Below are 25,223 nucleotides of genomic sequence, written 5' to 3'. Positions count from 1 at the left end.
AGTCACGCCCCAAAGCAAAAATAAATAACCTGTATTATGTAGAATGTAGATTGTTTTCGGCAGACAAAATACGACAATTGTGGTTGTATGAGAGTTTGTTTTCAATAACCATAATTTTATAGAATTGTTTCTATAAACTACTATTCAATCAATATCTATTGAAAATTAATAACTTCACTTGCTTTTTATTAATTAAAAAAATCTTCTAAGTTAGCGCTCCCAATATTTCCATATATTGATGAAACGATATTTACTAATACTTCATTTTAACGAACTTACTACACGCATTTGAAAGCAATTTTATTATTTAAAAATTTGTTTTTTGGGGGTGATTTTAGCCATTCTGGCAGCGGTTCTTTTAAGAGCTTATCGCTCCTATGGCTCGTGCTGTTTGCTGTTGCTTTTTCGTGTAAAAAGCCGGAAAAACTACCATCGGAGCACCAGATTTTATCATTTGTGCTTCCAATCTATCCCGCTGCTGATATAAGCATTGACGAGAAGTCGGGAATTATACGAGTTTCTGTGGAATATGGGTCCGTGCTTTCTGATTTGGTCCCCCAAATTGACATCAGTGTGGGTGCGATGCTTGTACCTGCGGCATCAGTTCCACAGGATTTTTCGCGTGAGGTGGTCTACACGGTTGTCGCGGCTGACGGTTCCAAAAAAGCCTATACAGTTAAAGTAAGTGCTTTGCCGCAGCCTGCAGCAGTGATCGCCGGCTTTTCAAAAGATACAGTTCGCGCAGGAGAGGCTGTGAGCCTGATCGGGAAGCATTTCGATGGGTTTACCTCATCCATTCAGATCGCGCTTACCGGCTCGTCGGGGAAAGAGACCAAAGTAAATTTCAAGTTGATCGACTCGACCCGGTTAACCATTACTATTCCCGAGACAATCGAGCCCGGCGGATACCGGGTCAAAATGGCAAAAGGCAATACCCAGGCAGTGTCGGTGAAATCATTGCTGGTACGTGTCCCTTTACCTGTGATCAGCTCCATCAGGCGCAGTAATATTTTAGAAGGTGATACGCTTATGGTGGCAGGCCGCTTTTTGTGGCCGGAAAGGTATGATTACAGGCTGTATGCGCTGGGAGATAAGGGTGAATTCATATGCAGCCCTTTCGAGAAGAACGAGTCGAAGCTGGTTTCTGATCTGTTTGATCCGATTCACAAAATGAATCTGCCTCCTGGCAACTACAAGCTGTCGGTTTTCATCTTTTCTGGCGAAAAAGCGTGGACGGATGCAGCCCAAACCATCCGCGTGTATAGTAAAGAGTTGCCCTTCATCACCGGATTCGAAGGTAATAAGGTCAGCTACCGCGCAGCCGAGACTGTCACGATGACCACGCGCGCCTTTGAAAAACTGAATGCGCGTTTTTACCAGGTTCAATTGTTGGGCCAGTCTGTGCAGTATAATCAGAATGCGATCTATTCGGCAGCCGGTAAGCAGCTCTTGATCAGCCTGCCTGCCGATATCAAACCCGGGGCTTACGCGGTAAGGATCGCCTACCTTTCAGACAATGGCAGCACCCTTTATGACCAGGATCTTGACGATATAATCACCATTACCCAATAGTATTTCGTATGCGTAATTTTCGCGGTAAACTGCTGTGTTTGCCAGCACTGCTTCTTTGCGCGGTAATGCTGCCTGTGGCAGCGTTCGCCCAGAATAAACTTTTCATGAACCCGGTCAAATATACCGACCGGCAGCTGGAAGTATATGGTTCACCGTGCGGTGATCCCGCGCAAATTCACCTTTTGATCAATGGCGCACAGGTGCCTGCTTCGCAACTCGTGACCAAGTTTATTGTCGGAGGCTACTATGCATTTGAAATGGACTTCGGTCTGATCAAACCCGGTGATACGTTCCGCGTGACAGACGACTGCGGCAGTGCCGCTTTCCAGCAGACGGTCAAGGACGATTACGTGTATGTGGAGGTGGCGCCAGGCGCAGGGCACAATGGAAATGGTATTGGCCCGGCAGACGAATATCCGCCGTACTCGAAGCTGAGCACGCCCCTGCAAGTCGGCAAATGCTCGCCTATTAATATCGACTCGCATGGCCAGGTGAGCTACTATGTGTTCAGTCCCCAGACGAACGGGAAATTCCTGGTCAATGGCGCTCCGCTCACCAATGGGCCAACCGGGCTCAACCCGGGCGGTTATGAAATTAACTTCAACGGCTACCAGGGAACGCCGACCTACACGATCAATGCGGACGGGTCGATCACCAGCAATACGGCTGTCAAGCTGGAAAGTAATACCCACTTCTCGGGCCAGGTACCGGTTTCGCTGGAATACCGCCACGGCGGGGTGGACCCCATGGGTGACCTGTCGTTCGGCTTTAAAGCGATGGCGATCCGTCAGGTAGGCAACAGCGCATTCAGCATCGAGAAGGCGGCGCTGGGAGGAAATTTTACCAAAACGACTTATCCGGCCACACCCAATACAGTATACAAGGTTACCTATGACGGGGTTTACTACCGGGCATACGCCGATAATGTACTGATCGACGAACTGCGCAGGTTTGTCGAGTACGGCGCGTCAAGCGGCAGCTTAAACCCGGGCTCGGGTGCGGGCCTGGATTACAGCACGCCCGTCACCTGGACGGGTATGTCCTCGGGCGCCCAGTGGGTGAGCGTGCTGGTAGACGGGGTCCTCTACACCCGCCAGCAGTTTCAGGTAGCGGCAGATATTATCATTAACCCTACGGTGACCGATGTGGCGTGCACAGGCTCGAATACCGGGCAAATCACGGTAGGCACTTCGGGCGGCCTTGCGCCGCTGCAATATACGTTGAACTCGGGCGCTTATGTTGCAAGCGATGTATTTTCAGGCCTTGCGGCCGGGACGTATCAAGTGCATGTCCGCGACGCGTCGGGCTGTACGGCCACGCGCTCGGTTACGGTGGGTTCATCCACACCGATGCAGGTTTCGGTGGCCTCCAAAACGGACGAAAGCTGCGCGGGTGCCGCCAGCGGTTCTGTCACTATTCAGGCTTCGGGCGGGGCTGCTCCATATTTGTATGCGGTGGGAAATGGCGCTTTTGGTAGCAATGCTACCTTTCCAGGGCTTTCAGCCGGGGCCTATTCTTTTTCGGTCAAGGACAACAATGGCTGTGTGGCATCGGTAACAGATACGATCAAAACGACGAGCAAACTGCTGGCAACGATTGCCTCCAAGCAGGATGTAAGCTGTTTTGGCGGAGCCACGGGCTCATTTGTTATCAGCACGGCAGGTTCTGTCGTCAATGGGGCATTATCTTATTCGAGCGATAATGGCGGCAGCTTCCAGGCTTCGCCTACATTCGCTGGTCTTGCGGCAGGTACTTATAAGGTGGTTGTCAAAGACAATGCCTGCTCGGTCTCTGTGGACGCTGTCATCGCGCAGCCGGCCGAACTTCTGATTTCGGCAGCACTCAAATCGGCCGTTTCCTGCAATGGCTTGGCCGACGGGGTGATTCTAGCCAATGCATCGGGAGGCACAGCTCCTTATCAGTTTTCGATCAATGGCACCCAATATGCTGCCGCGGAAAGTTTTACCGGCCTGGCACCGGGGAATTATAAGGTGTGGGTCAAAGACGCAGCGGGCTGCATCAAGGAATCTGCTATTGTAACTGTAACCGAGCCGGGCGTGCTTTCGGCTTCGGTTACTGCTAAAACGGACGTATCCTGCTTTGGCGGGGCAAACGGCTCGCTGACGCTTGCAGGTGCAGGCGGTACTCAGCCTTACACCTACGCAAAAGACAGTATCAATTTCCAGACTTTCCCGATATTTTCCACGCTCAGCGCGGGCACTACCACATTTATATTAAAAGATGCCAATGGCTGTAAAGTGGCTGTGAAGGGAGAAATCCTGTCGCCCTCCAAAATTACATTATTAGCGGCGGCCAGCGCAGCGGTAAGCTGCTTTGACGGAACCAACGGCCAGATCACCGCCGCAGCGACCGGCGGGAGCGGTGTTTTGCAATATTCGATCAATGGTACCGACTTTTCGGGTAGCCCTGTATTCAGCGGTTTAAAGGCGGGTGACTACCAGGTAACAGCGCGCGACGGCAATGGTTGTACGCAGGCTGCGCCTATTGTGAGCGTTACCCAGCCAACCCGTATCGAGCCTGCTTTCACCAAGACCAATGTCAAGTGTTTTGGTAATACCGATGGGTCTGTAGGCCTTACCGCCACGGGCGGAACAGGTGCTTACACTTTTTCGAAGGATTCGATTAACTATCAGGCTGCCGGCCTGTTTGCCGGATTGAGCGCGGGAAGTACGCCCTTTTTTGTCAAAGACGCCAACAGCTGTGTGCGCCGCATTACCGTAGACATTACCCAGCCATCTGCACTGGCCGCCACTACGACCATCAGCAGCCAGGTGCTTTGCTACAATGGCAACAGTGGTATGATCCAGACGAGCGCCTCAGGGGGCACGGCGCCATATCAATATTCCATCAACGGGACAAGCTATCAGACCCCGGCTACTTTTTCCTCTCTGGTAATAGGCACCTACAAAGTGTGGGTGAAGGACGCGCAGGGTTGCCTTTTGGAAACGCCTGCCGTAACCCTTACGCAGCCTACCGAGCTGCTGGCTTCGGTAGCTTCTCAGACGGCGGTCAAATGCTTTGGCGGCTCAGACGGTTCGGTGACCCTTGCGGCATCCGGAGGGGTAAGCCCTTACAGATTCTCGCGCGATTCGACGAATTTTCAGTCCGCGCCGTTGTTCCCGGGTTTGCCTGGGGCGCAGATCCGCTTTACGGTGAAAGATGCCAACGGTTGCACCAAACCGGTGACCGCTACGGTAGCGCAGCCTGCACAGGCCTATACGGTCACGCTCGCCTCGCAGGCGAACCTGGGCTGCTATGGTAATAATCAGGGGATGATCCAGGTCAAAAACAATGGCGGGACCGCGCCTTACCAGGTCTCGCTTGACAACACGCAGTTCCAGGGTTCGGAGATTTTTAATAACCTTTCAGCGGGCACCTATTCTGTATTCGGAAAGGATGCCAATGGCTGCACGTTTACCCTGGCAGGCATTGCGCTCTCGCAGCCGACAGACATTGTTGTTTCATTGATCAGCAAAAAGGATGTGGATTGCGAGTACTACGAAACAGGCGAGGCGCAGCTTTCGGCAACCGGTTCCGCCGGTGGGTTTACCTACACGCTGACGGGCACGGACTTCAAATTCCGCCCGGTCAATCCTGTTACCAGCGCTAATGGCGCCTTCGATGACCTGATGGCAGGCGACTATACCATTACCGCCCAGGACCAGAGCGGTTGCAAGAAGGAATTTGCACTGGCTATTGTTCCGAAGAATTCGAATATCCGCTACGATGTTTCCAAAACGCTTCCCACCAGCTGCAACAGTCAGGACGGCTCGATCAGCATAGTGAATGCAAATGGGGGCAGGCCGCCTTATCAGTACAGCATCAGCTCGCAAAACAGCTTTTCGGACAGTCCGAATTTTACCGGCCTTTTGAATGGGACCTACATTGTAACGGTAGCCGACGAGCTTTGTTCTTATAAAAAGGAAGTCGATCTGACAATCCCGGGCGGGATTAAGGCCACATACAGCATAGCACCCGTGAGCTGCTCAACGCCGGTGGCCAGTCTGAACATCACTGGCATTACCGGCGGCAGCGGTAGTTACCAGCTCTCGCTCAATGGCGGCGCGTTTACCTCGGACAGAAGTTTCACGAATCTTCACCCGAATGTTTACTCGGTGGTAATCCAGGATAACCCACTATCATGTAAAACCGTATTGGGCATTGAAATCAAGGAGCAGAACCGGGCCGATTTGACGCTGGTCTCCCGGCAAAACGTGCTCTGCTACGGCGGCAACACGGGCGTGATCGCAGTGAAAGGCGATAACAACGTTGGGCCATTTACCTACGCGATCGGCAGCGGTCCGTTTGGTGCCGATGGGACATTCAATGGCCTTGCGATTGGTACCTACAATATCTATGCAAAGAATAGCATGGGCTGCCTGGACAGCTTGCGTGTGACGCTCACCCAGCCTTCGCCACTTACAAGCACATTTACCAAAACCGATAATAGCTGTAACGGGGACAAAACCGGCTCAATAGAGCTTATCGGTAGTGGTGGTACTCCGGCCTATACCTATTCCCTGAACGGGACTGATTTTGTGGCTTCGGGTAGGTTCAACGCATTGACTGCCACTACCTATCACGCGGCCGTCAAAGACGCCAACGGGTGTGTCAGCTCGCAGCGAATAGAATTGATTCAACCGAGCGCTGTGACCGTTGTCCCGGTTTATCAGGACACGGTCCGCTGCTATGGCGAGTCTAATGGCGTGGTTGAGATCGCCGCCTCGGGTGGTACACCGGATTACAGTTATTCCATCAATGGAAACGATTATCTGACCGATAACCGGTTTGCCGGTCTGCCGGTGGGTAAATACAAATTCTCGGTCAAAGACAGCAGGGGCTGTGCTGGGTCAGGGGAAATCCAGCTTTCGCAGCCGGAAGTACTCACGCTTGCCCTAGCAAGCAAATCCGATCCGCTGTGTTTTGAAAGCAAGGACGGGGTGGTAACCGCCAGTGCTAAGGGCGGTAATGGCGGCTATCAGTATACGCTGGACAACGGCTCTGCCCAAGCCGGTAATGTCTTCCAGGGTCTCGGACAGGGCCAGTTTGCTATTACGGTCACCGACCGCCGGGGCTGTAAGGCAGACATGCCCTCTGTCAGCCTGAAATGGCCGGAGAAAATCGTGTCCACTTACAGCACTGCGCAGCCGGTTTGCTTCGGGCAATCCAGCGGCAGCATTACCCTGGATGTGAAAGGTGGCACTCCCGGCTATAAAGCGCTTTTTAACGGGCAGAATTATAATGCCGGTAACGGCATCTTCAAATTTGCCAGTCTGGCCTCACAGACTTACCCGGTCGAAATCACCGACAGCCACGGATGTATCGATAAGCTTGAAATACTGCTTTCGCAGCCCGAAGCGCTCGACGGACTTATCAATATTACCAACAATAAATGCTTTGGCGACAAGACCGGCCAGATCGCTGTGACCGCATCGGGCGGGGCACCGGGTGCATATCAATTCGCATTCAATAGCGGTGCTTACAGTACCACATCAACCTTCGCGGGCCTGGTCGCAGGTTCCTATAGCGTGAATGTGAAGGATGCGGCAGGCTGCACGTTTTCCAAAACTGTTTCGGTTGTCCAGCCTTCCCTTTTGAAACTCGCGGCAATGAACCAGGACACTGTGCGGTGTTATGGCGAAAAAAGCGGCTCGATCCGGATCGCGGCGACAGGCGGCACGCCGGTGTACCGCTATTCGCTTGACGGGGCGCAGTACTATTCGGACAGCCTGTTTACGGGCCTTGCCGCAGGGGATTATAAGTTCTGGGTGAAAGATGCGATGGAATGCCAGCAGACAACGGCTTTGCGCATTAGCCAACCCGAGGTCCTGGATCTTTCTTTAATGCGCAAAACCGACCCGTTATGCGCCGGAGAACAGAATGGGACGATCACCCTGGCTGTAAAGGGCGGCAATGGCGGCTATTCCTATCAGAAAGACAACACGGCCCAGCAGTCTTTGCCTGTATTTGAAAGGCTTTCCCAGGGCGAATATACCTTCAAGGTTACCGACCGGAAGGGCTGCCAGGATACGGTAAGCTCGGTCAGGCTGGTGTGGCCCAAGGCGCTGGCCAGCCAGGTAAGCTGGAAGGCCCCGGTCTGTGCGGGCGAGGCTAATGGCAGTATCAGCGTAAAGCTTTCGGGCGGGACGATGCCTTACAATGTAACGATGCCGGCCGGCACGGTTTCACAAACCACCGATACCTGGAATGTGACGGGAATTGGTGCGGGCAAATATGCCGTTCAGGCAAAGGATGCCAATGGCTGCGTTTCAGTCTCTACCGTTTCAATAGCCGCACCTGACCAGTTCGATGCGGTCGGCTTCCCGGTCGCCGAGCCAGTTTGCAAGGGACAGGAGGTAATATTGCAGGCCGGCAATGCGGGCAAATCCACTGTTTGGTATTATAAAGAGCAGGAAATTACTCAGGCCCGCAATGAGCAGACGCTCACGGCCGTCGAGCCTGGTACCTACAAGCTCGTAATTAGTAATTCCACCGGATGCAGCATCACCCGCGAGTACACGCTGATCAATAACAACAATGCCCTCAAAGCAGACTTTCTGATGACCGTCCAGGCGTTTGTCGGTGATACGGTCCGGGTGCTGGATATTTCCCAGCCAACCCCGGATGAGATAGAATGGCAGCTGCCGGGTCCGGCCGAGATCATTTCCAACCAGATTACCCGCCTGGCATTCGCGGTGGTATCGCCCGGTGAATACCCGGTCAAAATGATCGCTAAAAAGGGGGATTGCATCAATACCAAGATCCGCAATATCAAGATTTTCGACAAGGACGATATCGATCAGACCGACTCGCTATTGCATTACCAGGACATTAATGTGATCCAGGAAATGGTGGCAGCGCCCAACCCGAACTTCGGGCGGTTTACGGTAACGGTCAAGCTCGCCAAAACCACGGATGTGAGCCTTGCCATTACCAATTCGACGACCAATGCGCTCGTGTTGGCTGATGAAAAGAAAGGGCAGAAAGACTACGTGTTCGATGTCGTGCTCACTGGTTATGAGCAGGATACCTACATCGTTACCGTCCGGGCGGGTAAGTCGGTGCTGTACAAACGGGTTCTGATTTTAAACTAAACAGGCTATGTATAAAATTCTAAAAGCCTGCTTAGGCGGTTTGCTGTTGTGCTCGGTCTGTGAGGGACAAGACTTGGAGAAGCTCGGACGCTCGCCGCTGGGCGATCTTAAAAACATCAACGCCAAAGACGTCCTCAAAAAGAGCGTGAGCATTACCGGGATGGCAGCCGCCAACTTTGTATACTACCGGCCAGACGGCATTCAAGGCAGGAATATCCCGTTCAATACACTCTTCACAGGTAACCTGAGCGTCGACCTGTTTGGCAAAGTCCGGATGCCGGTCAGTTTTAGTTTATCTAACCAGAATATTAACTGGTCGCATCCTTTCGATGGTAAGCATAGGTTTATCCAGCCTTTCAACCGGTTTGTCATTAAACCAACTTATAAGGGCTTCACGCTGAGTGCGGGCGTGTGCTCGTTGAACTTTTCGCCATTGACATTGGCAGGTCACCGTTACGATGGGGTCGGGCTTGAATACCGGCCGAAGGACAAGCCATTCTATTTTGGATTAATGCTGGGGAACCTGCGGCGTGCGGTGCGGGTGGACAGCAGTTTCAGCACCTACGGTGCGGCGGTCCGCAATAATATCCCTTCCTACAAAAGAAGCGGCGCGGGCATTCAGCTGGGCTACCGCAAAAAGGAAGACAAGGTCGAGCTGATTTTCTTTACCGCCAAAGACCGCGTAAACTCGTTGCCCTACACGCTTGACGATTATTATCTGTACCCGCAGCAGAATGCGGTGGCATCGGTCAAACTGGCCAAGGCCATTCAGAAGGAATGGCTGTTGGATGGTGAAATAGCCGTTTCGGGCATTACCAACGATGTCCGCGCGAGCAGCGAGGGCACTTCCCGCGATGCATTCAACAGTTACCTGGGCACGCTGCCGCCGAATGCGAGCACCGAATATAAAAAAGCAATCAAAGGCGGGGTTACCTACCGCGGCAAGGGTTTCAATGCAGGGGTCGATTACAGCCGTATCGAGCCGGGTTACCGCACGCTGGGCGCTTACTATTTTGCCGACGACCTGGAAAATATCTCGGCGAAGCTGGCGGGTCAGCTTTTCCAGGGAAAGCTCAATGCGAGTGTCAATGCCGGGATTCAGCATGATAATGTTCAGAAACAAAAGCTGAAAACGCTCCGGCGCTGGGTCGGGGCGGCCAATGTGACCTATGTTCCTGCGGAGTGGCTGACGGTGATGGCCAGCTACTCGAATTTTACCAGCTATTCCAATCTGCGTCCGACTTACGATTACCTCAGGCAGGTAACGCCTTACCAGGCGCTGGATACGATCAATTTCCGGCAGGTGAACCAGAATATCCAGGCCGGTTTGAACATTGTGCTGCCCTCCCGCAGCGAAAATATCACTCAGAGCGTGGGATTTAATACGGTTATCCAACGTGGGAGTGACCAGCAGGGGAGCTCAGAGGTTAGTAACAACCTGAGTAACCTGTCGCTGGACTATAATTATGGGTTGAAACCCCTGAAACTGAATGTGTCCGCTTCGGTCTACTATTCGGCCAGCGATATTTTTGGGATCTCCGGCAAGCAGTGGGGGCCTTCGCTGGGCATCACCAAGGGGTTCGGCTCGGAAACCGGTGTGCAATGGAAGACGCAGCTTTCAGGGACTTACACGACAGGCGAAATGTCGTCGGTGGATCAGTCGATCCTGAACCTTCGGGCCGGGGCCTCGGCCGGACTCACCCGGCAGTTGAACCTGAATTTCAATGTGATATACCTGGATAGGAAGAATGTAAGCACCGAGCGCTACATCCCTTCTTTCTCGGAGCTGACGGCCACGCTTGGGCTGGTTTATAACTTCTCTGTCCTCTAACCTTCATCAACAAACGTTTATTCCGGCAGCTCGGCTACCGCGCCTATTTCCATGAGATCATTTTTTCTTTTTCTAAGCTTTCTGCTGGTTCTGTTTGTTCAGAACTGCGTCTTCGGAAAAGCTCCGAAGGCCGCTCAACCTACCCAGGCGGAGATCGATGCGGCCATGCAGGCGGCAGAGTCCCAGGGACGTATCATCAAGGTGGTCGCCGGTGGGATCAATGTGCCTGCCACGATGAAAGAGATTGCCAGCCTGCCGGTCATCTTCCGCGCTACGATCTCGGGCGTGGGCTATGATGTGGTAGTTATGTCCATGGATATCACGCCCACAGGCGCTAAGCTCGCTGCGGGTGCACGCTTCCGTGTGCACGATTCACAGACCGACCTTTATTTTGGCTCCAATGAAATCGCGGTTTCAGGTAAAAGTGGTTTTGCGGGCGCGTTGCCGATTTTGGAAAGCACTTTGGACGGTGATTTTAAAGAATTTGCTGTTCCTCGTTTGGGAAATAACTTCTTAATGGGCCTTGATAAAAACTCCAAGCTGGATTTTTCCTGTGGGGCGTTCAAAGAATTTGAATTATCGGGTCAAATTAAAGTCTCGAACCTGGTAGCATTGGAAACAGCCGATGGAAAGCCCGCCAGCGGGCCGCTTGCGATTACATTCTCAGGTCAGCATGTAGGGGATTGGAAGGATATATTGATCAGCGGAAAGGTTTCCGCCTCCGGGTCGCCGGCCGCCGCGTTCCATTCTGCTAATTACCCTGATCTTGGTTTTCAATTTACAGGCAGTGATCAGGCGCAAATCGATCTGAGTGATTTCCGAAACCCGGACGGGGTTCCTTCGTGTGCGCAGGTGTCCGGGGCCGCCTGGCAGGGGATCGCATTCCCCTCGTTCCGCGTAAGGCTTCCTGCGTTTTTCAAACTGCGGCCGGGAGTTACCCTGGGTTCCGCAAGTGGCAGTAACCTTTTCTTGGACGGTAAAGGGCTGGTGGGAAGTGTGGTCGCGGAAAACGTATTCTCGCTTGCACAAGGCTACACCGACGAGCTGAACAAATTCGACATGTCGCTCTCCAAGTTGAGTGCCGACTACTCGTGCAATGGCCAGGTGACAGCCTCGATGCTTGGCCAGATCGCGCTTCCCTGGTGTGGTGGCGGATCGCCGGCCGCCGGACCGCCGGATGCGCCTATGCTCTGGTACAGCTTCCGGTACATCAATGGGCATTATGAGTCTTTTGTCAAGGACAGTGAGCGTGGGCAGTTTGCTTCTGATCGTTACAAGTTATCTACCGGTTCGGAAATGAGGTTCGCGCTCACGCCCGGTGAGTTGGACATTCAGGCGACGCATAACCAGAAGCCCGGCATATCGGCCAGTGTGTTTAACAACAGCATTTGCCGCGAATTCCCGGCAACACTTACCGCATCGGGTTGCGAGGGCAAAGAACTGGTATGGAGCACAGGTGCTATCGGCGCGGCCATTCAGGTGAAACCATTGGAAACAACGACCTACTGGGTTAAATGCCGGGACAAATACTGCGTTGCGGCCAGCTCGGATTCGCTGAAAATTACCGTATATGAATCATTGCCCAAGCCCACGCTGACGGCAGGCCGCGATGTGATATGCAGCTACGAAAGCACTGACTTGCGTGCAGAAAATTGTGTGGGGATCATGGAATGGAAGATTCCTGGCGTCGCTGCATTTGCCGCCGGCGGTTCGGGGGATCTGGTTCGCAATGTCAGCTTCTCCGGCCAGCCCGGAGACTACTCCTATGCCGTGCGCTGCAATCTGAATGGCTGTTATAGCCCCGAGGCAACCAAAACGGTGCGTGTGCTGGCCGAGCCGCAAATGCCGGCATTGTATTCCAATGCGCCCAACAATACCATCGACCGGAACGGAAGGGTAACCCTTAGTGGTAGTTGTACGGGTGGCGATAGACTGGTTTGGGAAAACCTGGGGCAGGCCAACCTGCCAAACCCGGCGGTGACACTCGCCTCGACAGCGACTTACCGGGCGGTTTGCCGCAATGATCAGACCGGCTGCCAGAGCAAGACCTCGGCCAGCATTACGATCAACGTATTGTACCTGCCGCCTGCTGCTCCCTCTGATCTTGCATTTAGTAATGTGGCTACTGGTAGCCTGACGCTCTCCTGGAAAGATAATGCGTATAACGAGGATGGTTACACGGTACTCAGGTCGTCATCGCCCGATTTTTCAAATCCGCAAACCATCGGCCAGGTGGGGATGGGTGTAACTTCTATTAATGATAGCGGCCTTTCCGAGGGCGTTACCTATTACTATCAGGTAATCGCCCACAACAAATACGATCAGGCTGCTTCCGAGCGCGCCTCGCAGCGGACGCTGGTCAAGCCGTCGGCACCTGTGCTATCGGCAGAGAATATGAGTATCGTCAAAGGCGGCATGGCCAATGTCTACGGGACTTGCCCGTCGGGGGCCTTGGTTTGGACCGTTCCCGTCGGTTTCGGTGGGGGCCAACGGCAGCAGAATGAGAATACTACTTATTGGGCTAAATGCGTCAACCAGGGCGTGGAAGGTCCCGGGGCCAGCATTACGGTCTCGGTCTACACGCCTGCGCCGAACATGCCGCATTTATCGGTATCGAGCGCCAACATTGTAAAAGGTAGCGCTGCTACTGTTAACGGTTACTGCGATAGCGGTACGCTCGTATGGACTGTGCCTGTCGGGTTCTCGGGCGGTGAGCGAGTCCAAGCAGAGAACACGACCTATTGGGCCAAATGTGTCAATGAAGGAGGCGAAAGCCCGGGGGCCAGTGTTACCGTATCGGTGTACACGCCCGCGCCGAATTTGCCGCACCTGTCGGCATCTGCTACCAATATCGAAAAAGGTTCCAGGGCCAATGTGACGGGATACTGTGATACTGGCACGCTGGTGTGGACAGTTCCGGTCGGTTTCACCGGCGGCGAGCGTGTCCAGAATGAGAATACGACTTACTGGGCCAAATGCGTCAACGAAGGTGGAGAAGGCCCTGGGGCGAGTATTACGGTTAATGTTTATGACAGGCCCTGCCCGCCACCGTCGGCTCTTTGGGTGGCTGTGGATGATATTACGATTACGAATGGCAACTGGGGAACTCTTACTGCTCAGGGTTGCGAGGGCGGGTCATTGCAATGGAGCAATGGCTCTACCGATCGTAGCATCGGGGTAAACCAGGGCGGACAGTACTCGGTAACCTGTACGGTTCGAAACGATTGCGGCAGCGCGACCAGCAGCGATGGGGCGAATGTGAATGTGCAGAATGCGCCTTGCAACCCGCCTTCGGCTCCGTGGGTGGCTGTGGATGATATTACGATTACCAACGGCAGTTGGGGCACGCTTACTGCCCAAGGTTGCGAGGGCGGCTCCTTGCAATGGAGCAATGGCTCTACCGATCGTAGCATCGGGGTAAATCAGGGCGGGCAGTATTCTGTCACCTGTACCGTTCGTAATGATTGCGGAAGCGCTTCCAGCAGTGATGGGGGGACTGTCAATGTGCAGAATGCGCCATGTAATCCGCCTTCGGCACCGTGGGTGGCCGTGGATGATATTACAATCACTAACGGCAGTTGGGGAACGCTCACGGCACAGGGCTGCGAGGGCGGCTCCTTGCAATGGAGCAATGGCTCTACCGACCGTAGCATTGGTGTCAACCAGGGCGGGCAGTACTCGGTAACCTGTACCGTACGCAACGACTGTGGCAGCACGACCAGCAGCGATGGCGCGAACGTGACTGTGCAGAATGCACCTTGTAATCCGCCTTCGGCTCCGTGGGTGGCTGTCGATGATATTTCGATCACCAGCGGCAGTTGGGGAACGCTTACGGCCCAGGGCTGCGATGGTGGTTCTTTACAATGGAGTAATGGTTCTACCGATCGTAGCATTGGTGTAAATCAGGGCGGGCAGTATTCTGTAACCTGTACAGTGCGTAATGATTGCGGTAGTGCGACCAGCAGCGATGGGGCGAATGTGACTATTCAAAACGCGCCTTGCAGTCCGCCTTCCGCTCCATGGGTAGCAGTCGATGATATTACGATTACCAACGGCAGTTGGGGAACGCTCACGGCACAGGGCTGCGATGGCGGTTCTTTACAATGGAGTAATGGTTCTACCGATCGTAGTATTGGTGTAAATCAGGGCGGGCAGTATTCTGTAACCTGTACAGTTCGAAATGATTGTGGTAGCGCCTCCAGCAGTGATGGAGGAAACGTAACGATCAGAAACTGCCCAGGCGCGCCACAGATAACGGTTCCGAACGTTACTATGTCAGGCTTTAACACTGCAACCCTGGTTGCTTATGGCTGTAACGGAGGAAGTGTCCGCTGGAATACAGGGCAGACAGGCGACCGTATCCAAACCTCGCAAACAGGAACCTATACAGCCTATTGCTCGGTGAACACCGAATGTGGTGTCGTTGAAAGTTCGGCTTCCGGCACTCTGAGCATTTGTATCGCCGGGACGCCCATTTTCCGAGTCAATGGCTCGGGTACTTTCAGCGATCAGATCAATGTGACTAATGGCGCGAGTGTGAATATCGACGCATCCTGTACGTTTGGAAATATTGAATGGCTGGAAGGTGGGCCGGGGACATTTAATGCATCCGGTACCCGGACTTTCCGTGTCAGATGCGGCGATTCCGAAAGTTGTAAAGGTTCAGAGAAACAATTCAGGGTGGTAGCTGACGCACCTCCGGTTGTATCAGCGTGTGATTTGAATCTGAATTCAATTGGAGGCGATGCAGGATTTAGCGGGGACTATACCATGTTTGAGTCAGGCAAAATTACATTTGGTTTTATGGCAAGTGCCAAGCCTGACCAATTGATTATAACTGTGAATGGCAGAGAAGCTATTAATAGTGGTTGTATTTCCATGGGTAATAATGGTGTTTACGAAGCCTCAGTTTCTTTCTCACAGGGCGACCAGATTTCAATTCGAGTTAGACCTAATTGTACAGGAACTAATGACACCTGGTGGAAGCTCTTCTCCTCATGTCAGTATAACACCAGCGCAGCGCCACGTCTCCCGGTCCAAATTGGATCAAACTTTGACCCTGAGACAACAAACCAATATTTCAGTGATAAGATCAAGGTGCCGACCCTAGAATAGGTTTTAGCATCGGACAAAGTTGACAATTTAGCATCGACCTGCTCAATGAATAACAGTTTCGAATTATCTAGTAAATCTGGACTAATGCCACGTCTTTTTCGCTTCATGCTATTCTTAGTGACAGCATGTTGTAGTCCAAAAGAAGTTCATGCCCAAACCACTGACCAGAACTACCCGGTCACCGCTCAGGCATTCATTGCTGCTCAGCCTAACGCAAGGCTTTCGACCTATTTCAGTAGTAATACGGCGCTGATGGTCAACCTGCTGCTGAAAGATTTGACCAAAAGCAGCATCCAGGTGTATCTGAAATGGAGCCTGGATGGGCCGGGTGTCCGCGTAGCCAGCCAGGAGGGGTACATCCCGGCGGGGCTGATCACCCTGGACCGGGGCGTGATCGTGCGCCTGAGCGGCGCGCAGCTGCAAAACGATTACTTTTTGGCGGGCGCGATTGAAGAGCAGGGTTTAAATGGGAATCCATTGAGGACGAGCTTGCCAGAGGGTTTCTATACCTTCCGTGTGCAAGCGCTCGAAGCAGGCACAGGCCGGGAAGTTTCCAATATCGGTGAAACCTATTTCAGTATCACCACCCCACTACCGCCGATCATCAACATTCCTTTCAATGGTGCTGAACTTACAATGAATCAGCCGCAGCGGGTAGATATACAATGGATGCCAAGGCATTACCGGCTACCCGGGAACATCACCAGCTACGATCTGAAAGTGTGCAAAGTCCCGGATGGCTACGAGCCGACAGAGGCACTGGATGCCTGCGTGAACCCGGTGATCGATGATAAAGGTAACCCGGGCACTTTCTATCCGGGCAATACCGGCATTGGCAATAGTATCATAGGGGCCTTGGAGCGCGGTGCCCGGTATGCGGCGCGTGTGACCGTGCATGAGATTGATGCGGATGGAAATGAGGTGGTGTTTGCCAACGACGGGCAGAGTGAGGTCACATGGTTCAGGTATGGTAAGCCTTGTGTTTCACCGGAGAAATTTACCATCAATGAATCCGGGCCTGGGAGGGTTCAGCTCGGTTGGGACTCACAACAGGATGTAGATGGGTATCATGTTTTGTACAGGAAGGAAGGCGAGCTGAAATGGACTAGCCAGAAAGTATCGGCAGCCAGCGCGACAGTTACAGGGCTTGAAGGGGCAAAATACGAGTTTGCTATTCAGAGTGTTTCATCTTCCGGTGGCTGCCCGGTAGGTGAACCGGAAAATAGCCAGCCTTATACGGTCAGCGGTGACGAGCAGGACGAATTGGATCTTCCTATCGCGCTCTCAGACCCGATGAACCTGCCTGTTCAGGCCTCAGGATGCCAAAGCGTTGATCCCGGGCAGCTGGGCGATTACTATTCCAATTTCCCCGGCGCGGTAGGGGCCGATACGACAAACAAGCTGAAAATCCCGGGCTGTGCGTTGCAAAGCGGGGTATTTACGGTTTGTAGTCCCGAGCATCCAAGCGTCGCATTGCCTGCGGGACAGAAGCTGACCAGCCTTTCTGCCGGCGACGTGCTGGGGATTTACGACTTTGCCGTGTTTGTGACCGAGGTTTCCGGGTCAGGTGCCTTCTCGGGCCGTGGCCTTGTCCGGATGCCGTTCATGGAAGGTACGCTGGCACTTGCCGAATTCAGCGGCCTGAAAGCGACCACAAGTGGCGACGGCGCGGGTGGATGCGTGTATGAAGCAGCCGAATTTAAAATTTTGAGTGTATCCCAAGCGGAAGTAGCAGCTGCCAGGAGCAAACTGACCGGCGCGCTTGCAAAGCGAACGGACCCCGCTGCTTATACCGGTACGCTTGCTGACGCGCTCGCACGATATGATTCGGTACCCGCCACAGCAGGTGCGCAAGCCCGGTGCAGCTACCAGGCTGCGATTGTTGGGGCAACTCAACAAATCAAAGAGGCATTGCAGCAGGTACTTTCGGACAATCCGACTCCTGCGGTGAACAACCTGATTGCCAAGATCGATTCGCTAATAGGTGGTTTGGCAGGTAATAGCAAAGTGGATAGTCTGCCTCAGAAGTATCAGGAACTGATTAGCCAGATAGATACCTGGAAACAGGAAAGGCAACAGCCGGGCGGCGGAGACGGCAGCACCGATCCTGTGTACCAGATTCGAAACGTAAGGGTGAATAATATCACTTATCAGGGTGCGGTTATTAGTTGGGAAGGACCTGTCGGCGTCAGCAAATATGTTATAGAATATACAGACAAGGATGGTGCTGTTTTACAGGAGACCGTGCAGGAAACGCAGATAGACCTGGCGCGGCTGCGGGGAGGAATGCAGTATAACTACAAAATAACGGCCTATAAGGACAATCAGGCGGTAGCCAGCGTGGAAGGTGCGTTTCTCACTGACATGCGCAGTGTTCCTCGTCCGGAAAATTTGCAATATGTCCGGATCGACGAGGAGTCTGTGAAAATCACTTGGGATAAAAACAGGCTTCATGACAGCTACATGCTTGTCTACACCGATCGAAACGGCGTGCGACACACGGTTTATCCGACCGATAATGCAATTGTTCTGAGAGGCTTGGATCCGTCGCAGTTTTACGATTACGAAGTGGTTGCTTATGACCGAGCGCGGCTTGCAAGCGATCCGGCAAATGCAAGAATTGCTTCGAGTGAGAAGTGTGAGCTAGGAATTGTTGTCCAAAACGCCAGGACTACTGCTTCACTGGCAGGGAATGTTCACATCCTCACCATAGCAGGCTGTATCGCAACGCCGGGAACAGAAAATCCAATAGCTTGGTCTAACGGAACCGCCGGTATAAGCCAAACAAATGGTCAAATAGTCTTTGGCGACGGTGAGATAGCTCAAATTAGCACAGGTAACACCCCATTGATTGGGGCTACACGTATGCTGACAGTAAAACCATCCAAAAATACGTTCTACACCGCAACTTGCGCGATGGGTAAGGGTGCTGCGACCAAGATCTGTACTTATTCGGTGGAGGTGAAAGTTTCTTCCCCGGATTGTGGATCCCGTTTCGCTATCACAGTTTCATCGGGCCAACAAACAGGCACTTCAGTGTCGGTGACGTCTGCTGCGATGGTCGAATTAAAGGCAACGGGATGTGACGGAGATGTCAGATGGTCCCCGGGACTTGGAAGCGGAAATGAGCTAAAACTGACTCCTATCAAAAACATGCTTGTTTCGGCCCAGTGCCTTAAAGGTGAAAATATTTGCTATTCGAATACTGTTGATATCAAGGTACTGCCGGCTGAGACGCCAGAACCTGTGCAGACCTGTAAGGACAAGTTACTTTATTCATCTACTGACCCTTACACAGCGGCAATTGAGGTTTATTCATACGCAGGGAGCTTTTTACTTTCTGATGGAATCAAAGATTACAACTCAACTCCGCTCAGCAGGGTGTCCGTTCCATCGCTGAACGTCAGCAATATCTACGTTGCTACCTTCCCGAATGGCTGCAAAACAAGCATTCAGATCCCCAATAAGTTCGAAATTGTTCTTTCAAAAAATGGATCGGGCATTGTAGGCGACGGTTACGATATTTCAGCGATACGATATGACAATCAATCCCAATTAAGAATGCTGGCTCGTACAGCTTGCAATGGACGGATAGTCTGGACTAACGATCAGGATGATAGCTTCGAATCGGAGGGGCCTTGGCTGGAATTCGGGGCAACTCCTTACCCTCCTGACATCCACCCCTATCCTTCTCTGACGACAACTTATTATGCCACCTGCTTTGCTAATGACGGTACGCTGTATCAGGCCACAAACCCGAAAACACTGATAGTGCCATCCGAGGAATGCATTGTCATGATCGGAAAGACCCAATATGGTAAAGGAGAAAGTGTAAGTCTGGCAGTCAGGTCCTGTGTTGGGAATGTGCAATGGGAAAAGGACGGTAAACCGTTTACAAATGGGCGTGCGCTTGAAGATGTAGCTCTCAAAGAGGCGATCTACAAGGCAACTTGTGATATGCCGGCTTGCTCGGTAAGCAAGCGTATAACTGTGAGCGGTTGTGGCCTGGTTGTAAAGCAAACGAAACTATCAGAAAGACCAGGAGATGATATCATACTAAACGCGACAGGTTGCGCAACGAAGATAAACTGGATGGATTCCGATGGGACGGTTGTGGATGCAGGTGCTGAATTGCGGGTGTCTCCTAGGCAAACGACTTCCTATAAGGCGGTCTGTGAGCTTACCGATTGCTCTTTCACAATAGAAGTCGAAGTTCCGGTTATCATGCCGCCTTTGGTTGTTTGTGAAAACCTGTCAACACAGGCTCAGCCAGCTGTTATCCGTAAAGGCGAACTGAACGATATTGTACTTACTGCCGCAGGCTGCACTGACGGAACGACGATTTGGAATGGACCAGGGCTTCCCACTGACACGAAAGGTGTTGGTCAGGAACAACAGGTTATCGCAAAGGGCGTCAAAGACCTGGCAGTATACTCAGTAAAATGCCAAAAAGACGTCGTAGGTGAAACAGAGGCTACTATTGAGGTCCCGGCCCAGATCAGACTGGATTTGATAGCCGAGCCTTCATCGGTTGAAAAGGGGCAAAAGACGACATTGATCGCGGAGGGATGCGGTGGAGGATTGATTACTTGGAGTGGTGGCGTTACCAAAACTTGTGCGGCACCTTGCAGAGTGGAAGGTGTAGTGATTAATGTTCCGTCAACTTTTACTGCGACCTGTGTTTCGGGTACCGAAACCTTGGCCAAACAAGTCAAGGTTTCGGTCAAGACTCCGATCGCTGGTCCTTCTGGTAACGACTATACTTCTGTGTTCGGGCCGGATTGTGCGAGCTTCGCGGCATACGTCTATCCTTCGGACAGGGCCAATGCTGTAGATTATCCCTATTTCGCGGGCACAAAACTGAAATTTGAAACATCGAATTGTAACGGCGGAACGGTGCGTTGGCGACTATTAGAGGGAGGCACTGTGGATATTTTAAACGAATCTCCAAAGGAAACAACAACCTACATCGCACAGTGCGTAGTGGGAGGCGCTGTATGTGCAGAATCGGTCAGAACAATAGATATTGTTGATTTCTCTTGTGAGGATTTTTCAGTGGCATACGAGCAAGTTAACGGACAGTTCAAGTTTTATCCAACCTGGTGTGTGGGAACTCAGACTGTTAAGTCTATCACGCTTTTTAAGAACAACGGAACGACTGAGAATCTGCAAATAGGGGGGACGAATGCCTATTGGCCAGATATCGACGATCTTAACGCCATTGAGTTTAAATGTACGCCCGAGATGCGTTACCCCGACCGCAGTTGTTACCACACCTTGTATTTTTCAGATAACAAAATAGTCCGGGGACAAGATAAGCCCTACAACGAGAAATTCGGTACCGAGCTTTCATCAGAACGTACCAGCGAGGGAAACAATGCTAACCTAGTTGATTGCCAAAGCCAGTATCCAATGTCCAACTTAATGGGCAGCTATTTTGATGCGCTGGTTTGCAATACAATCTATCAATATCAGGGAGTTGATAATGTTTTGTCGGAAGCGGATGCTAAGTCGTACCTGGAAAATCTTCAAAGAACTCTCGCTTCTGATCCCGCATTCAGCAAATACAGTTTTGATTTCTCAGCGGTAACACCTAAGGCGTTGGCGGCTGCAATGCTTAGCGAAACGCCCTGCAAAACTGCCGGTGCGCTACTTGGAAAAGCGGTAGATGGGTCCGAGTCGGCCGACACATATAACAATGTTATCAGAAATACCTTCCCAATTATTAATCAGAAACTTTTGGGTGAGGAATGTATCGATCCTCCCACTACCATCGCAGATGCTGCACCAACAACCGGACGGGTTGCTGCACTGGAGATTGATTACAATAGGTACTTCATTGCTCCGGATGGTATGGCGGTAAAGTTACCGACGGGAGCCGTTCCTAAATTCTCCAATTTTGGCGGGCGTTGGGCGGCTCCGCCTGCCGGTACTTTACAAGGCTTCACACTTGCTGATGGACGCGAATTCTTTGCTGAAATTACACATAGCCCTTCGCGCTTTGTAGGTTATCTGTTAAAGATGAGTCCGATTTGTGAGCCACGGGAATATTACGACAAGGATCTGTTTTATCTGCCTTCGGGTAAAAATCCGGTTTACTATTTTGCGCAACAGCAGGGTGGCGGGCAATGCGGGTACAATTGGATCGAGGCGAACTATACTTTCCAGCCAGGTTCTGGGCGGGCGACAATCGAGATTTCACCTGAATTAACTGGGCCTTATAACAACACAACCCGGTTTAAGGAATGTGTAGAAGATGGCGACTGGATCACAGGGAGCGACGGCGTGAGGCGAAAGACTATTACCGAGTCAGGAAGCAAATTTAACCTGGAAGATCGGAGCGGCAACATCACCGTTACCGGAGATTGGAAAGCATTTTCCAAATGTCCGGAATGCAAGCAGGTAGCAGAACAGGCGCTGCAATCCGCGTTAACAAAAGCACGGGCAGCAAATGGCGGAAAACTCTCCGAGCAAACAAGCGTCATTGCTAAAAACACGCAGAATTACGGAGATGCGGGCGTCGTCGAGTATGCCGATATGAAGCTCGGTGACATCCTGAAAAACCTGGCTCAAACATACAACAGCCTTTTGGACCGAGCCAAAGTGCCGACCGAGGCATGGGAGCCTGGTAAGCAGTTCTATGTGCGGGATGAAACGGCCGTGATTAGCGGTGCCATTGACCAAGCACTCGAAGAAGCAACGGAGCTACCGCAATTAGTGGGCCTTGGACTGACGCTGGCATCGGATCCCGAGGGCGCGCGAAAACAGCTGGAGTCTTTCGCTCAGGAGTTGGATTGGGAAAAGGCAAAAGAAATAGCTGTGGAAGTTGCCCGAGGAGCCGTGTTTGCCGACGAATTTGAGAAGGGTGGAAAGTATGCTCGCCATGCAACCGGACGTGCCGGAGTGGTGCTGGCGAAGACGGTGGCTACGGGCGGGGTACTCACGGCAGTGATGTTGGCACCGAGTAAGCTAAAAAAGGGTACTGAGTTATTGAAAGGATGGATTGTTGATCTGTCCAAAGTGAAGTTGATTAATGGAAGGTTTCCAATAAATTCGCAGATGTATGCTGGCAGGAAGTATTCGTTCGATATAGATCAAAATCTGCCACTTCAGGCAAAATACGCCGGGGAAGTACCAGGTGTAGTAAAAGCGAGAATAGATGCGCTGGGCGCAAAATATCCAAATGGAGTTGATTTTGATGAATTAGGATTTGCTCGGTTTGAACCCTACACGGTTATGGTGAATGGAAGGGAAGCGAAAGTGACCATTCAAACATCGGGGAGTCGGGATGTCGATTTTGCAGAGGCCGACAGATTGATGGGTATAGATAAGATTTATAGAGGGGAGAACGAACTTACATGGCATCACGTGGAAGATAGTAAAACAATGATCTTAGTACCATTTGACATTCATGATCAAGTTAAACACACGGGCGGAATCGCAGTATACAAAAACGATGTTTCAGTTGAAGAATAGAAAATAATATGGAATTTTTAAAAAAATTTGACAGTATCCCTTCTTCAAGAATTGATGCTTTTGAAGAGAAACATGGATTTAAACTCCCAACCGACTACTATGAATTTTTAAGTACTCATAACGGCGGATATCCGAGTCTCGATAAATTCGAAATTAGTGATTCGCAGGGTGCTGACGTGCTAGATGTGTTTCATGGGCTTGACGTGCAATCCAGATTTTGCAACCTAGATTATTTATTGGATAACTATCCTGACAAGTTTTTAAAAAAAATGATACCAATAGCGCATGATCCCGGTGGGAACTATATCTGTTTGAACGTTAATGAGGGGGATAGTTTCGGGCACGTCTACTTTTACGATCATGAAATAAGTAATGAAGGAGTTGATGGAGGTTTGACATCAGATAATTTGTATCTAATCTCCCGGAGCTTCAGTGAATTTCTTTTAAAAATTTATTAGGGAATGCGTTACGCTGGCGTGCAGAAGTATGGCATACAGGCGGCATAGAAATAATTGAGAATGATATTTGGTGATTGCCACCTTGCTTAAAGAAGATGCTAGTGTGTTCCCGCCGCAAACTACTATTTTTGAACAGACCATCATCGGTATTGACAGGCGATATGATGCCATTGTAGATGGGGCTGTGACGATAGGAGGCCGACCTGGAAAGAGATACTTTGAATTTAAATCCTATGGTAGTGTTCCGCCAGCAAACTTTGCAGAACAATTCCTCAAAGATTTAAATAATCCAGACATTATTGATCTTAACCAACTCCGCTGGCTATTTGACGCTGCTAAGAATCCAGCTAATTTTGAAATGAATATGAAAACGGCAATTGATGGGTTGGATTTATCCGTAAATAAAATCCCCGCAGCGACATTTCAGGAATTAGGTATTAATGGAGAGGCTGGGTTAAGAGTATTGATTGAGCAGAATTTTTCAAACATATTTAATTTGAATTGATATGAGAAAACATAAGAAAATAAACAATGCCTTTGAGATATTTAAAATTCGTAATAGCCTATTTTTATACAATTCGGAAAAAAAGTAATTGAAAACCTTGGGAATAGCGCACAAATTAGCATTCCTTTAATGTGCAGGTATTGGTACGATATTTACTATTTATCCTTAATTTTCGACGGAGAAATACAAATATTAAATCCGTTTTTTGAAGTGGTAGAAACTATAAAAGATGATCGAATAAAGAGTGACGGATCATGGATATTTTATTTTAGTATGAATTACTATATCCTTTTTAATGAGCATTTTGATATGAAAGCACGGAAGCTTGTTTCGACAGCGGTTATAAAGAGAGAAGGAAAGGAGATTTATCAAAATGGCTTTATTGGAAAAATTTTAAACTCTAGTTTTCGATTAAACTTCAACGAGAGAGAGAGGAATACTCCTCGTAATTTCCGATGCAGCGATTTGCTGGATGAACATACCTATTGGGAATACGATTGTGGCGAAGGGTATATCGCTGGCAGGTTCTACATGTGGAATGAAAAGCTGGTTTTTTCAAAAAGCAAAGGCGCAGATGTACAATTAATCTTAATCGACATGCCTACTGGTATAGTTGATTGGGAAGTGGAAATTCCATATGGATCTTTCTTTTTTGATGAGCAGAACGGGATGTTGACTTCTGTCTGGGGAAGCAAGAAGGAAGGTGGCGAGTTTCAAATAATTCATTTGGATAAACGTTTGGTTGAAATTGGAAGGTTAGAAGATTTTAACATGGAATATGTTCGTGTGAACTGGCAAACCCAGTACTTGGAAAACAATAAATACTATTTTACAGAAACCGTTTATACAACTAGCAACGAAAGGCCTCGGCCCATTAAATTTGGACGGTTTGATATAGAAACAAAAAAGATTGATTTTTTACAGGAAGTCCCTGGATCAGCTGGTCATCAATTTGCGCAGGTTATTTACCATGATAGTAAGCTGTATTTGCGCAGCTCTGCTAATGAGCTTTTTATTCTAGGGGAGGAAAACAGTGCTATGCACCTGAAAGTGTGAAATAGTAGACGAATCTATTTGAATTGGCTTTCGAATCCTTTATAGATACTGCTAGCACTGCCATCTGCCTTATTTCTCTGTGAAATACAAAATAT

The 25,223-nt window shown here is 50.8% G+C and carries 8 protein-coding genes; all 8 read left to right on the top strand.

The features are described 5' to 3' along the window. The first annotated feature begins 384 nt into the window (after nt 1-384). Complete coding sequence (locus CLV60_RS28190) at nt 385-1,572, top strand: SGBP N-terminal domain-containing protein (RefSeq protein WP_374755660.1); 1,188 nt, start codon at nt 385-387, stop codon at nt 1,570-1,572. A 38-nt stretch (nt 1,573-1,610) separates the two neighbouring features. Next, nucleotides 1,611-8,687 carry a SprB repeat-containing protein gene (locus CLV60_RS28185; protein ID WP_170118884.1) on the top strand — a complete coding sequence of 2,359 codons (7,077 nt, stop codon included), beginning with the start codon at nt 1,611-1,613 and terminating at the stop codon, nt 8,685-8,687. Between the two features lie 7 nt (nt 8,688-8,694). Further along, on the top strand, nt 8,695-10,518 hold the full coding sequence (locus tag CLV60_RS28180; RefSeq protein WP_106598740.1) for a hypothetical protein: 1,824 nt from the start codon (nt 8,695-8,697) through the stop codon (nt 10,516-10,518). 51 nt (nt 10,519-10,569) lie between these two features. Then, nucleotides 10,570-15,633, top strand: coding sequence for a fibronectin type III domain-containing protein (locus tag CLV60_RS28175; protein WP_106598739.1), 5,064 nt, complete (start codon nt 10,570-10,572; stop codon nt 15,631-15,633). Between the two features lie 84 nt (nt 15,634-15,717). Beyond that, nucleotides 15,718-23,109, top strand: a complete 7,392-nt coding sequence (locus tag CLV60_RS28170; protein WP_170118883.1) for a fibronectin type III domain-containing protein — start codon at nt 15,718-15,720, stop codon at nt 23,107-23,109. An 8-nt stretch (nt 23,110-23,117) separates the two neighbouring features. Further along, complete coding sequence (locus CLV60_RS28165) at nt 23,118-23,567, top strand: SMI1/KNR4 family protein (protein ID WP_106598737.1); 450 nt, start codon at nt 23,118-23,120, stop codon at nt 23,565-23,567. A 67-nt stretch (nt 23,568-23,634) separates the two neighbouring features. After that, nucleotides 23,635-24,072 carry a hypothetical protein gene (locus CLV60_RS28160; protein ID WP_106598736.1) on the top strand — a complete coding sequence of 146 codons (438 nt, stop codon included), beginning with the start codon at nt 23,635-23,637 and terminating at the stop codon, nt 24,070-24,072. A 273-nt stretch (nt 24,073-24,345) separates the two neighbouring features. Continuing rightward, on the top strand, nt 24,346-25,128 hold the full coding sequence (locus CLV60_RS28155) for a hypothetical protein (RefSeq protein WP_146151607.1): 783 nt from the start codon (nt 24,346-24,348) through the stop codon (nt 25,126-25,128). The last annotated feature ends 95 nt before the right edge of the window (nt 25,129-25,223 follow it).

Source organism: Dyadobacter jiangsuensis, assembly GCF_003014695.1.
GTDB classification, from domain to species: Bacteria; Bacteroidota; Bacteroidia; order Cytophagales; family Spirosomataceae; genus Dyadobacter; species Dyadobacter jiangsuensis.
The sequence above is the reverse complement of the archived record's forward strand: the minus strand, read 5'-3'. Positions and strand labels throughout refer to the sequence as shown.

Bases quoted from the DNA above. Each gene is read 5' to 3' on its own strand.
- CLV60_RS28155 (WP_146151607.1), top strand. From the start codon at position 24,346: ATGAATTACTATATCCTTTTTAATGAGCATTTTGATATGAAAGCACGG.
- CLV60_RS28165 (WP_106598737.1), top strand. From the start codon at position 23,118: ATGGAATTTTTAAAAAAATTTGACAGTATCCCTTCTTCAAGAATTGAT.
- CLV60_RS28170 (WP_170118883.1), top strand. From the start codon at position 15,718: ATGCCACGTCTTTTTCGCTTCATGCTATTCTTAGTGACAGCATGTTGT.
- CLV60_RS28180 (WP_106598740.1), top strand. From the start codon at position 8,695: ATGTATAAAATTCTAAAAGCCTGCTTAGGCGGTTTGCTGTTGTGCTCG.
- CLV60_RS28175 (WP_106598739.1), top strand. From the start codon at position 10,570: ATGAGATCATTTTTTCTTTTTCTAAGCTTTCTGCTGGTTCTGTTTGTT.